Annotated in this window: 13 protein-coding genes; 9 read left to right on the top strand and 4 right to left on the bottom strand. The window is 65.8% G+C overall.

What is annotated here, in order from left to right; all coding sequences use genetic code 11:
- Positions 1-2: 2 nt before the first annotated feature.
- From AABQ55_RS13230 to AABQ55_RS13200, 7 genes are all read left to right on the top strand, one after another.
- A complete protein-coding gene (locus AABQ55_RS13230; protein ID WP_272805343.1) occupies positions 3-1,043 on the top strand; it encodes a cysteine synthase A in 1,041 nt (346 codons plus the stop codon).
- 5 nt (positions 1,044-1,048) lie between these two features.
- Entirely contained in the window at positions 1,049-1,786 is a 738-nt protein-coding gene (locus AABQ55_RS13225) for an alanyl-tRNA editing protein (RefSeq protein WP_272805342.1), read from the top strand.
- Positions 1,787-1,903: 117 nt separating this feature from the next.
- Positions 1,904-2,758, top strand: a complete 855-nt coding sequence (gene sseA, locus AABQ55_RS13220; RefSeq protein ID WP_272805341.1) for a 3-mercaptopyruvate sulfurtransferase — start codon at positions 1,904-1,906, stop codon at positions 2,756-2,758.
- Positions 2,758-3,348, top strand: a complete 591-nt coding sequence (locus AABQ55_RS13215) for a GNAT family N-acetyltransferase (protein ID WP_272805340.1) — start codon at positions 2,758-2,760, stop codon at positions 3,346-3,348. Before sseA ends, AABQ55_RS13215 begins: the two co-directional genes overlap by 1 nt.
- 99 nt (positions 3,349-3,447) lie before the next feature.
- A complete protein-coding gene (locus AABQ55_RS13210) occupies positions 3,448-4,008 on the top strand; it encodes an OmpA family protein (protein WP_244765649.1) in 561 nt (186 codons plus the stop codon).
- Between the two features lie 199 nt (positions 4,009-4,207).
- Positions 4,208-5,242, top strand: a complete 1,035-nt coding sequence (locus tag AABQ55_RS13205) for a phosphotransferase enzyme family protein (RefSeq protein WP_272805339.1) — start codon at positions 4,208-4,210, stop codon at positions 5,240-5,242.
- Between the two features lie 71 nt (positions 5,243-5,313).
- A complete protein-coding gene (locus tag AABQ55_RS13200) occupies positions 5,314-5,781 on the top strand; it encodes a DUF1203 domain-containing protein (protein WP_272805338.1) in 468 nt (155 codons plus the stop codon).
- A gap of 48 nt (positions 5,782-5,829) precedes the next feature.
- Here the strand turns inward: AABQ55_RS13200 and ald are convergent, their stop codons facing one another.
- The gene (gene ald, locus AABQ55_RS13195) at positions 5,830-6,948 is read right to left on the bottom strand and encodes an alanine dehydrogenase (RefSeq protein WP_272805337.1); all 1,119 of its coding nucleotides are present in this window, start codon (positions 6,946-6,948) and stop codon (positions 5,830-5,832) included.
- Positions 6,949-7,112: 164 nt separating this feature from the next.
- On the opposite strand from ald, the gene AABQ55_RS13190 reads away from it, so the two are divergent.
- A complete protein-coding gene (locus tag AABQ55_RS13190; RefSeq protein WP_244765653.1) occupies positions 7,113-7,574 on the top strand; it encodes an Lrp/AsnC family transcriptional regulator in 462 nt (153 codons plus the stop codon).
- A gap of 37 nt (positions 7,575-7,611) precedes the next feature.
- On the opposite strand, the gene AABQ55_RS13185 is transcribed toward AABQ55_RS13190, so the two are convergent.
- From AABQ55_RS13185 to ilvA, 3 genes are all read right to left on the bottom strand, one after another.
- Positions 7,612-8,859, bottom strand: a complete 1,248-nt coding sequence (locus AABQ55_RS13185) for a GGDEF domain-containing protein (protein ID WP_244765654.1) — start codon at positions 8,857-8,859, stop codon at positions 7,612-7,614.
- A 153-nt stretch (positions 8,860-9,012) separates the two neighbouring features.
- On the bottom strand, positions 9,013-9,327 hold the full coding sequence (locus AABQ55_RS13180; protein ID WP_244765655.1) for an HlyU family transcriptional regulator: 315 nt from the start codon (positions 9,325-9,327) through the stop codon (positions 9,013-9,015).
- A 114-nt stretch (positions 9,328-9,441) separates the two neighbouring features.
- The gene (gene ilvA / locus AABQ55_RS13175; RefSeq protein ID WP_272805336.1) at positions 9,442-10,689 is read right to left on the bottom strand and encodes a threonine ammonia-lyase; all 1,248 of its coding nucleotides are present in this window, start codon (positions 10,687-10,689) and stop codon (positions 9,442-9,444) included.
- 260 nt (positions 10,690-10,949) lie between these two features.
- On the opposite strand from ilvA, the gene AABQ55_RS13170 reads away from it, so the two are divergent.
- The gene (locus AABQ55_RS13170; protein ID WP_244765657.1) at positions 10,950-12,404 is read left to right on the top strand and encodes a TrkH family potassium uptake protein; all 1,455 of its coding nucleotides are present in this window, start codon (positions 10,950-10,952) and stop codon (positions 12,402-12,404) included.
- Positions 12,405-12,438 lie beyond the last annotated feature (34 nt).

The following is a 12,438-nucleotide window of genomic DNA, read 5'->3' as shown; positions in this document are numbered from 1 at the left end:
CCATGGCAATTCTTCCGTCCGTTCTGGATGCAATCGGCAACACGCCGCTGATCCGGCTCAAGGAGGCCTCGGAGGCGACGGGCTGCGAGATCCTCGGCAAGGCGGAATTCCTGAACCCCGGCCAGTCGGTCAAGGACCGCGCGGCCCTCTCCATCATCCGGGCGGCGGAGCGCTCCGGTGCCCTGCGGCCGGGCGGCGTCATCGTCGAGGGCACGGCGGGCAATACGGGCATCGGCCTTGCCCTCGTCGCGCAGGCGCTCGGCTATCGCACCGTCATCGTCATCCCGGAAACCCAGAGCCAGGAGAAGAAGGACGCATTGCGGCTGCTCGGCGCCGAGCTCGTCGAGGTTCCGGCCGTTCCCTACAAGAACCCGAACAACTACGTAAAACTCTCCGGCCGCCTTGCCGAGCAACTCGCCAAGACCGAGCCGAACGGCGCGATCTGGGCGAACCAGTTCGACAATGTCGCCAACCGCGACGCCCATCTCGAGACGACGGCGCCGGAAATCTGGCGCGACACCGACGGCAAGGTCGACGGCTTCGTCTCGGCGGTCGGCTCGGGCGGCACGCTTGCCGGGGTCGCGGCGGGCCTCAGGGCGAAGAACCCCAACATCAAGATCGCGCTTGCCGATCCGGACGGCGCCGCCCTTTACAACTATTATGCGCATGGCGAGCTGAAATCCTCCGGCAGCTCCATCACCGAAGGCATCGGCCAGGGCCGCATCACCGCCAATCTCGAAGGCTTCACGCCCGACTATTCCTACCAGATCCCCGATTCGGAGGCCGTACCGCTGGTCTTCGACCTGATCGAGAAGGAAGGCATCGCCGTCGGCGGCTCCTCGGGCATCAACATTGCCGGCGCGATCCGGCTCGCCCGGGACCTCGGCCCCGGCCACACGATCGTGACGATCCTGTGCGACTATGCTAACCGCTACCAGTCGAAACTCTTCAACGCGGACTTCCTCGATTCGAAGGGCCTGCCCGTTCCGGGATGGCTGAAGGCGAAATCGGGGATCAAGGTCCCCTACCAGCCGGTCGAATAGGTCCCATGTCCCTCACCACCACTGCCCTCTTCCGCGACGATTTCTATCTTTCGACGAACGAGGCGGTGGTGACGGCGGTGCACCAGGACGGCGGCATTGAGCTCGACCAGACCTGTTTCTACGCGACGTCGGGCGGCCAGCCCGGCGACACCGGTTTCCTGGAGCGTGCCGACGGCAGCCGCATCGCGCTCGGCCCGGCGGTGACCGGCGCGACCAAGGACATCATCCTCCATCGCCCGCTGGAAGGCGAAGCGCTGCCGGTCGTCGGCGAGACGGTGGTCGCCCATATCGACTGGGCGCGCCGCTACAAGCTGATGCGCATGCACACCGCCTGCCACCTGCTCTCCGTCGTCTGTCCCTACCCGATCACCGGCGCGGCCGTCGGCGAGGAGGACAGCCGCGTCGACTTCGACATGACGGAGACGATCGACAAGGACGAGGTGACGGCCAGATTGATGGCACTCGTTGCGGAGAACCATCCGGTCTTCGTGCAGTGGATCACCGACGCCGAGCTTGCCGAAAATCCCGGCATCGTGAAATCGAAGAACGTGCGCCCGCCGATGGGCCTCGGCCGGGTCAGCCTCGTGTGCATCGGCGAGAACTCCGCCATCGACAGCCAGCCCTGCGGCGGCACCCATGTGTCCGAAACCCAGGAAGTGGGCGCCATCCACATCGCCAAGATCGAGAAGAAAGGCAAGGAGAACCGCCGGTTCCGCATCCGCTTCGGTGCGCCGGAGGCTTGACGGGATAGGCTCCACAGCAAAATCGATCTAGGATATTTTCCAGCATATTCAATTTCTTGCAGTGCCCTTCGCGCAATGTGCGCATGCCAGGCCCTGCCAGCCTCATAGGAGAAGACCATGTCCAACGACAGGAGCCGGTTCGTCGTCTCGGCGGATTTCGTGGAAAAGCAGCTCGGCGCGCCGGAATTCCGCATCGTCGATGCCGCCTGGTACCTTCCCGCACAGAACCGCAACGGCGCGGCCGAATATGCCGAAGGCCACATTCCCGGCGCCGTGTTCTTCGACCAGGACGTGATCGCCGATCATTCCGGCACGCTGCCGCACACCGTGCCCTCGCCGGACTTCTTCGCCGCCGAAGTCGGCAAGCTCGGCATTTCCGATACGGACACCATCGTCGTCTATGACGGCCCCGGCATCTTCACCGCCCCGCGCGTCTGGTGGCTGTTCCGCACCATGGGCGCGAAGAACGTCTTCGTGCTGGATGGCGGCCTCGACGGCTGGAAGAAGGAGGGGCGGCCGCTTCAGACCGATCTGCCGGAACCGGCACCGGCCGTCTTCCACACCAATTTCAACCCCTATGCCGTCACCTCCTTCGAGGAGATGCGCGGCATCGTCACGACCGGCGCAAGGCAGATCGCCGATGCCCGCGGCGCCGGCCGCTTCACCGGCGAGGAGGCCGAGCCGCGCGCCGGCATGCGCTCCGGCCACATGCCGGGCGCAAAGAGCATGCCGTCGGGCACCTTTTCCGAGGGCGGGCGGTTCAAGGACCTCGCCAGCCTGCGCCGGCATTTCGAGGAAACCGGCATCGACCTCTCCAAGCCGGTCGTCACGACCTGCGGCTCGGGCATCACCGCCGCCATCATCACGCTGGCCCTGCACTCGCTCGGCCACGAGGACAACACGCTCTATGACGGCTCCTGGTCCGAATGGGGCGGGCGGGACGACACGCCCGTGGTGACGGGGAAAGACTGATGGCGAAGAAGTCCCAGCCTGCGCCGATCGCCGTGCATGTCACCACGCTGGAAATGACCGCGCCGCCGAAGCAGAGCCTGCCGGTGCCGGTCAACGTGCAAACCGCCATCCTCAACGCGCCCGATATCCCGCTCGCCTTCTATCGCTTCCTCTACCGGCAGGTCGGCGGGCGCTGGCACTGGGTGGACCGGCTGCGCATGGACGACGCGACGCTGGCCGCGACGCTGCACGACAAGCGCAACAGCGTGACGGTGCTCTATGTGAACGGCGCGCCCGCCGGCTTCTTCGAACTGCTGCAGGTCGACGACGCGGTGGTGGAGCTTTCCCATTTCGGCCTGTTCGAGCGGGCGCTCGGCCTTGGCATCGGCAAGTGGTTCCTGCTCCAGACGCTCTATGCCGCCTGGGCGCTCGGCCCGAAGCGGGTGACGGTCGATACCAACAATCTCGACCATCCGCGCGCCCTGCAGCTCTACCAGATGTTCGGCTTCTCGCCGGTCGGCACGAAGGATACCGAACTCGTGCCGCTGTCCGACGCCGAGCTCCTGGCGCTCGCCAAGCGGGACTGCCTGCCGCCCTCCGAACCGCGTTAATCATTCTGAACGGAACCCAACGGGCGGTTCAGGTCCGCTTCAGTTCGTCCGTGGCACTTTCAGGCCAACAGACGATCAATCGAGCAAGGAAACACTGCCATGCAACGTCGCGCCTTTCTGACCGCGTTCGCCACCGCCCTCGCCGTTCCCGCCCTTCCGGGCCTCGCGCTCGCGCAGGAGACGCCGTCCTCGGAAATCATCCTTCGCCGGCTCGACGCGGCCCCCACGCGCCGCCTGCGCGAGGAGGAACGGGTGACGGTGCGCGAATTCAAGCGCCGGCCGGACCTGCGCGGCGCCGCGCCGTCGATCAACATCCAGTCGATCAACTTCGCCTTCGGCTCCGCGGAGATTCCGCGCTCGGAATACCGCAAGGTGCGCCAGATCGCCCGCGCCATGGAGCAGCTCCTCAACCGTCGCCGCCGCGCGGTCTTCCTGATCGAGGGCCATACGGATGCCGTCGGGTCCGCCGCCTCCAACCAGATCCTCTCGGAACGCCGCGCCGAATCGCTGAAATGGCTGCTCGTGCAGGAATTCGGCATTCCCTCCCGCGCCCTCGAAACCGTCGGCTACGGCGAGGATTACCTGCTCGTCCAGACGCTCAGCGAGGAATGGCGCAACCGGCGCGTGACGCTGCGCCGCATCGATGAGTTCGTGCGCTAAAATCCGCGACAAATCCGTGACGATCACCGCGGCCCGGTCCTCCGGCAGCCGCGGTGATTGCGTTTCGGGCGACGGGTCCAGACCAATTCGCCGCTGGAAACGCCGTCACAGCTGTGCCATATGACTGTCACGCGCAATTCCGGAGGCGATGGATCCGGTGGACGGATCGATCGGCAGACAAACGGAATTTCTCGCTCGCATGGACAGCCGCACGCCCGACCTTCGCGATTTGCTCAGCAAGCGGGTGCGCATCCTGCACACCAAGCGGCGCCTCAGCATCCAGAAACGCATCGTGGAGTTCGAGCAGCAGACCTATGTGCTGCATTTCTTCCTGCGCAAGTCGACGAAGGACCGCTTCGAGGCGGCGGTGCGAAAGCTCCAGGAAGCAGGCATTTCCGCCCAGCATGTCTGTGCCGGCACCCGCTCGCGGCGCGAGGCCCTGCGGGCCGGCGGCCACTGGCTGGCGCTCTCCTTCCTGCCGGGCACGCCACTGTCGCGCAAAGCCCATCCGAAGGCCCTCGCCGCGCTCGGCGGGACGCTGGCGAAGCTGAACGCGATCGAGGGCGCCGCAGCCGGCGCGCTTTTCGAGCGGCGCCGCCCCGTGCTGCCGCACGAGACCTATCTTTCCCTCGCCGGTGCGGCGCACACGCCCGAGGAGCGGCGCTGGATCGAGGAGAGCCTTGCCCGCATGCGCCGGCTTCCCGCCAACCAGCTGACCCACGGCGATCTCTACGGCAGCAACATCATCGAGCAGGGCGACCATGCGATCGGCCTGATCGACTACGAGCTGATGACCTATGACGTCTCGGGCATCGAGCTTGCCGCCACGCTGATGCGCCCCTTCTGTCGCCAGGGCGCACAGCGGCGAAGCCTGCTCCAGGGCTACCTCGCCGCCTGCCCCGCCGCCCTTGCCGATATCTGGCAGCGCCACGCGACGGACCTCGTCTTCACCGCGGCGACGCGCCTGCTCGCCGCGCGGCAGAGGCGCGTCCGCCACCTCGCCATCCGGGATCGCGTGCTGGCAGCCGGCGAGCGCGTGCTGCCATCCCCGTTGCGCAAACGGGTGGTGGCCCGGCGTGCGGCCATCGCCAAGAACATCGCCTCCGCCCGGGAGAACGAGGCCTATTACCTGCATATCGCCAGGGCCATGGTCGGCCTCTGCCTTGCAGAGCCGGCGATCGACCCCGTGCGCCTCCTGGAGCAGTGCGACAAGCTCTTCCGCAAGCCAGGCTGAGCCGCAAGAAACGGGTGTCGCGGCCGCGGCAAAGGCGGGAAGGTATCGCCACGTCAACCGGAGCCCCCGCCATGTCCATCCGCTTCCTGCCCCTGCCGACCGAAACCGCCGCCGCCTATTGGGCCGGCGGCACGGATGCCTACGGCCTTGCCCCGGAACGGCATGTCTCCGACGGCACCGGCGTGCCCTGTCGCCATTGCCTGCGGCTGGTCGGCGCCGGGGAGCCCTATCTCATCCTGGCGCACCGTCCCTTCCCGGCCGTGCAGCCCTATGCGGAAACCGGGCCGATCTTCCTCCATGCCGAGCCCTGCGCCGCCCACGCGCCCTCGCAAACCCCGCCGCCGATGCTGACAAGCCGCGACTACATCGTGCGCGGCTACTCGGCGGAAGACCGCATCCTCTACGGCACCGGCGCCGTGGTGCCGACGCCCGACATACCGGCCTATGCCGCAACGCTGCTCGCCCGGGAGGATGTCGCCTACCTGCACATCCGCTCGGCCCGCAACAATTGCTACCAGTGCCGCGTCGAGCGGGCATGAAAAAGGCCCGGATCGCTCCGGGCCTCATCCTGTTCGCTGCGTGCCCGGTCAGGCGACGTTGAGCACCGCTTCCGGCGCATAGGCCTCGTAGCCGAGGGCGTCGGCGACCGGACGGTTCGTCACGCGGCCCCTGTGCACGTTGAGACCAGCGCGCAGGTGCCGGTCCTCGGCGATCGCCTTCAGGCCCTTGTCGGCGAGCTGCAGGCCGTAGTGCAGCGTCGCATTGTTCAGGGCGTGGGCCGAGGTGACCGGCACGGCGCCCGGCATGTTGGCGACGCAATAGTGCACCACGCCGTCAACCTCGTAGGTCGGGTCGGAATGGGTGGTGGCGTGCGAGGTCTCGAAGCAGCCGCCCTGGTCGATGGCGACGTCGACGATGACCGCGCCCTTCTTCATGCCCGAGAGCATTTCGCGGGTGACGAGCTTCGGCGCCGCCGCACCGGGGATCAGCACCGCGCCGATGACGAGATCGGCGGAGAAGACCTCCTCTTCCAGCGCGTCGATCGTCGAATAGCGCGTGTGGATGCGCCCGCCGAAGAGGTCGTCGAGCTGGCGCAGGCGCGGGATCGAGCGGTCGAGGATCGACACGTCCGCGCCGAGGCCGGCGGCCATCTTCGCCGCATGCAGGCCGACGACGCCGCCGCCGATGATCGCGACCTTGGCCGGCAGCACGCCCGGCACGCCGCCGAGCAGGATGCCGCGGCCGCCATTGGCCTTCTGCAAGGCCGTCGCGCCCGCCTGGATGGAGAGGCGGCCGGCGACCTCGGACATGGGCGCAAGGAGCGGCAGGCCGCCGCGCTCGTCCGTCACCGTCTCATAGGCGATGGCGGTGACGCCGGAGGTGAGAAGACCCTTGGTCTGGTCCGGATCGGGCGCAAGATGCAGGTAGGTGTAGAGAATCTGTCCGTCGCGGAGCTGCGCCCATTCGGCAGGCTGCGGTTCCTTGACCTTCACCACCATATCGCATTTCTGGAAGATATCGGCGGCGGTGGCGGCAATCCTCGCGCCGGCGGCGCGATAGGCGTCATCATCTGCGCCGATGCCGGCGCCGGCCTTGGTCTCGACGAGAACCTCGTGGCCGTGGGCCACATATTCGCGCACGGCACCGGGCGTCAGACCCACCCGATATTCATGATTCTTGATTTCCTTCGGACAACCGACACGCATGCGCGTTCCTTTCCCAGTCTGTTCCCGTTTTTGCTTGCCGCCGTTCCCGGTGGGATCACCATGGAAGCAGAGGACGGGCGCAATGTCCTTGCAAAGCCGGTTTGCGAAATGCCTGACTGTCGAATATTCTCCGAATATCAGCATGATTTTCGAAGGAAATTCGAATGGCGCACTTGGATGCAATCGATACTGCGATCCTCAAGGCTCTCCAGCAGAACGGGCGGATTTCCAACGCGGAGCTTGCCGAGCGCGTCGGCCTGTCGCCCTCGGCCTGTTCGCGCCGTCTCGACATCCTCGAAAAATCCGGCACCGTCACGGGCTATCACGCCCGCATCTCGCCCAAGGCGCTCGACTACAAGATGATCGCCATCGTGCACATCTCGCTGTCCGGCCAGTTCGCCAAGACGCTCGCGGAATTCGAGGCGGCGGTGAAGCTCTGCCCCAATGTGCTGGTCTGTTACCTGATGTCGGGCGAATACGACTACATCCTGCGCGTCGCCGCCAAGGACCTGGAGGATTACGAGCGTATCCACCGCGACTGGCTGTCGGCGCTGCCCCATGTGGTGAAGATCAATTCGAGCTTCGCGCTGCGCGAGATCATCGACCGGCCGAATGTCGGGGTCTAGGTCATTCCGGTTTCACGCCATTCCGGGCAAATCGGCCTTAGCTTGAAACGACCCGGTTGCGGCCGGCATTCTTCGCAGCATAGAGCCGGGCATCGGCGGCCGAAAGCAGCGCGTTCAGCGTTGTGCCGTCACTGTAGCTGTTGGCGACCCCGATGCTGACCGTCACCGTCACGCCGTCCGGCCGGCGGATTTCGGCCTCGACGGTCCGGCGCAGCATTTCCGCCCGATCGGCACCGACCGCCGGGGGCATGTCCTCGCAGATCACCACGAACTCCTCGCCGCCGAAGCGGAACAGGCGGTCGCCGGCGCGCAGCGCCCGCTGCAGGCAGGCGGCTGTCTCCTTCAGCACGCCATCGCCGGCAAGATGGCCGAAGCGGTCGTTGACCTGCTTGAAATGATCGGCATCGATGATCATCAGCGCCATCGGCTTGCCCTCCGCCAGCATGGCCGACAGGATGCGCGGCGCCTCGAACTCCAGGCGGCTGCGATCATAGACCCCCGTCAGCGCGTCGCGGCCGGAGCGGTCGAGCAGGTCCTCGTAGCGCTCGCGGAAGGTGAGGTCGGCGAAGATATCCGATATCGGCCGCGGCGAGACGGGAATCGCCGAGATGCGCGAATAATGCAGATAGATGGTGATCAGCACCGCATAGGCGCTCGCCGCCATCATCTTGGCGATCCAGCCGCCCCAGAAGACCTCCGGCGGCGCACCGTTGAGGAAATGCAGCGCGGCGAAGAAGCCGATCTGGTCGAAGGTGAGCACGGCAACGCCCGAGACGAAGAACCGCATGGCCGTGCTCTTCCTGAAGACCCGCCCGAGCCGCTCGTAGAGCAGGATGATCACCAGCGAATCGAGATAGAGCAGCGTCGTGCCCCAGAGCATCAGCCAGCCCATCTCGTCGATGAAGGCGAGATCGGCGATGCGTCCCGGCACCACGCCGATCGTCTGGTGATGGCGCAGGAAGAAGCCGAGGCCGACCGTCAGGAAGTTGCCCGCAAGCAGGCCGTAGATCGGCGCGCGCACCACCGCCGCGTCCTCCTTCACATAGAGCAGGAGGATCATCATCAGCTTGCCGGAAAACAGCACCGAAGAGCCCGGCGAGATAACGCCGAAGGGCAATTCGATGTAGAAGACCGCCGCAAGATAGGTCTCAAGAAAATGCATCACGCCGAGCGCGGCGATGAAGACGCCGATGCCCAACTGATGGCGCAGGTGCAGGAGGCCCACCATGAAGACGAAGTAGAACCCGGCCTCGATGAGAAGCAGGATCAGGTTTTCAATACCCATGGGCGGTCCGCAGCATCCTCGACTGCCCGCCAGCTAAACCCGGCGCGAGAGTCGCAACAAGTCGTTTTCCCGCGGATACAGGCAATCGCGCCGGTTCTCCAGCGCTTCCTTGCGATTTTTCACAACGGCGGGCGAAAATCCGCCCGGCGACGTTCAGACCTGCCGGTTTTCCACGCCGTCGCCGAAGAGCGAGGCGCCGTGCTGGTCGACAATCTGCCTGGCCTTGCGGAAGGTGGAGGCGACCGTATCGTCCCGCGAGGAGAAGAGATCGGCGCGGATGAAGCTGCGGGTCAGCACCCGCTCGCCATCCCGCTTCTCGATCCTGCCGGCAAGGCGGTACTGCCCGCCTTCCGCAATGGGGGCCGCGACGAGGGTGAGGTCGTTGTAGGCCTCGGTTTCCTCCGCGACTTTCGCCGGAGCTGCCGAGTCGCCGCCGCGACCGAAGAGTTTTGAAAAGAACGATGCCATGGCCGATTGCTAACACAGGCCGCGGCAGCCTCCAAGGGGAGAGCTGTGGATACTCGCCTCATGGCCGCGGCTTCCACCCTCCGGCAGAAGGCCGCGGCGGGCGGATGCGGAACGCTAGATCACGAGATTGGCCAGAATCTCGTTTTCCGTGATGTCCTGGTAGCGCAGGCCCGCGCCGTCGAAGGCCTTCTTCAGCGCGGCGAAATTCTCCGGCGCCCTGGTCTCGATGCCGATGAGGATCGAACCGAAGTTGCGGGCGGATTTCTTGAGATATTCGAAGCGGGCGATGTCGTCGTCCGGGCCGAGCAGGTTGAGGAAGTCGCGCAGCGCGCCGGGGCGCTGGGCAAGGCGCAGGATGAAGTACTTCTTCAGCCCCGCATGCCGCATGGCCCGCTCCTTGACGTCGGGCAGGCGCTCGAAATCGAAATTGCCGCCGGAAACGACGGCGACGACCGTCTTGCCCTCCAGCGCCTCCCGGCCCAGCGCGTCCAGCGCCGTCAGCGACAGCGCGCCGGCCGGCTCCAGCACCACGCCCTCGACGTTCAGCATGTCGATCATCGTCACGCAGATCGCGTTTTCCGACAGCAGCATCACCTGGTCGGCGGAAAAGCGGCTGAGCGCGGCGAAGTTCAGCGCCCCGATCTGGCCGACCGCAGCACCGTCGACGAAATTGTCGACCTGGTCGAGCGTCACCACGGTTCCGCTTTCGAGGCTGCGCCGCAGGCTCGGCGCGCCGGCCGGCTCGCAGAAGACAAAGCTCGACGGGCCGATCCTGCCGTCGAGATAGCCGGTGATGCCGGAGGCAAGGCCGCCGCCGCCGACCGGCAGCACCACGAGGTCCGGCAGCCTGCCATCGGGCAGCTGCGCGACGAATTCCGCGGCCACCGTCGCCTGCCCCTCGATGATATCGGCATGGTCGAAGGGCGGCACCATCAGCGCGCCGGTCGCCTCCGCATGGTCGCGCGCGGCCTTGTAGCACTGGTCGAAGAAGTCGCCGATGAGCTTGATCGTCACGAAGTCGCCGCCGAACATGCGCGTCTTGTCGATCTTCTGCTGCGGCGTCGTCACCGGCATGAAGACCACGCCCGGCACGCCGAAATGGCGGCAGACGAAGGCAAAGCCCTGCGCGTGGTTGCCGGCCGAGGCGCAGACGAAGCTGCGCGCACCGGCATCGTCGGCGAGAACCTTGCGGAAGAAGTTGAACGCCCCCCGGATCTTGTAGGAGCGCACCGGCGAGAGGTCCTCGCGCTTGAGGTAGATCTCCGCGCCGTAGCGGGCGGAAAGGTGTTCGTTCAGCTGGAGCGGCGTTTCGGGGAAGAGTCCGCGCAGGGCCTCCATGGCCGTGTCGACGTCGGATGTCATGCTCTGGTCCGTGTTCGATAGGATTGGGTTCAAAATGCTGCGTGTCTTGCCTTCGGGAGAAGACAGAGGCAGGGAAAGCCGGTCATTCTTCAAACCTTTCCGACGCCTCGCGGCCGCGGGGCCCACGAAGCAGAACCCGCCCGAACCGGATGGACCGCGCCGCCGCGCCATCCTTGAGTTTGGACGATGCAAAGGCTATGGCATATCGACGCGACGGTTACCACCCGCCCTGGCCACCATGGCCTCTTCGAGACCAGAACTTGAACGCCACCATCTTCCGATCAGCCATCAACATCGCAGCGATCAGCGGGATCTACCTTTCCGTGGCGATGCTGATCCCGGCACTCATCGACGTCTATTACGGCCACCCCGATTCGGAGGTTTTCTTTCTCTCCGCCTTCATGACCGGCGGTCTCTCGCTCACCACCGCCGCGGCCACGCGCGCCGGCCCGCCGCCGTTCAACAAGCGCATGGGCTTTCTGGTCGTCAACATGCTCTGGCTTTCCGGCAGCATCATCGGCGCCATCCCGCTCTGGCTGTCCTCGCTGAACCTCACCTTCGCGCAGGCCTTCTTCGAATCGGTCTCGGCGATCAGCACGACCGGCTCCACCGTCATCGTCGGCCTCGATCACGCGCCGCCCGGCGTGCTGATGTGGCGCTCGCTGCTGCACTGGCTCGGCGGCATCGGCATCCTCGCGCTCGGCCTCTTCATCATGCCGTATCTGCGCGTCGGCGGCATGTCCTTCTTCAAGCTGGAATCGTCGGATACGGCCGACAAGCCCTTCGCCCGCATCGCAAGCTACACCCGCGCCTTCCTCGCCCTCTATATCGGCATCACCCTGCTGTGCGCCGTGATCTATGCCGCGCTCGGCATGAACCGCTTCGACGCGCTGAACCACGCCATGTCGACGGTCGCGACCGGCGGGCTTTCGACGCACGACGCCTCCTTCGGCTATTTCAAGAGCCTGCCGCTGCTGTGGGCCGCCACCTTCTTCATGACGCTTTCCAGCCTGCCCTTCTCGCTGCTCATCCTCTTCGTCGTGCGCGGACGCATCGATGCCTGGCGCGATCCACAGATCCGCGTCTTCCTCGGCTATCTCGTGCTCTTCGCGCTCGCGGCCAGCATATTCCAGCGGCTGGAGAACGGCGTCAGCTTCCACGAGGCGCTTGCCCACTCCTTCTTCACGGTCGCCTCCATTCTCTCGACGACCGGCTTTGCCAGCGACGACTATACGCAATGGGGCCATTTCATCGTGGCGCTCGCCTTCGTCGCCACCTTCATGGGCGGCTGTTCAGGCTCCACTTCCGGCGGCCTGAAGGCCTATCGCCTGATCATCCTCTTCAATTTCATCCGCACCGGCCTCTACCGCCTGATCTATCCGGACGGCATTCATGCCGTCCGCTACGGTCCGATGACGGTCGACGCCGATTTCCAGCGCGGCGTCTTCCTGTTCTTCATCACCTATGTGGCGCTCTCCGCCGTAGGGGCGATCGTGCTCGGGCTGATGGGCTATGACGTCCTGACGGCCGTCTCGGCGGCCGCCACCTCGCTGTCGAATGTCGGCCCCGGCATCACGCAGGCGATCGGCCCGGCCGGCACGTTCGCGGTCTTCCACGATGCGGCGCTCTACGTGCTCTCCTTCCTGATGCTGCTCGGCCGCCTCGAAATCCTGACCGTGCTCGTCATCCTGACGCCGCTCTTCTGGAAGAACTGATCGCGCGACGACCTGCGGGCGTTCTTGACTGTTG

The organism is Shinella sp. WSD5-1, assembly GCF_963942435.1.
Classification (GTDB): Bacteria; Pseudomonadota; Alphaproteobacteria; order Rhizobiales; family Rhizobiaceae; genus Shinella; species Shinella yambaruensis.
Note: the sequence above shows the minus strand (reverse complement) of the source record. Positions and strands in the feature narration are given on the sequence as shown.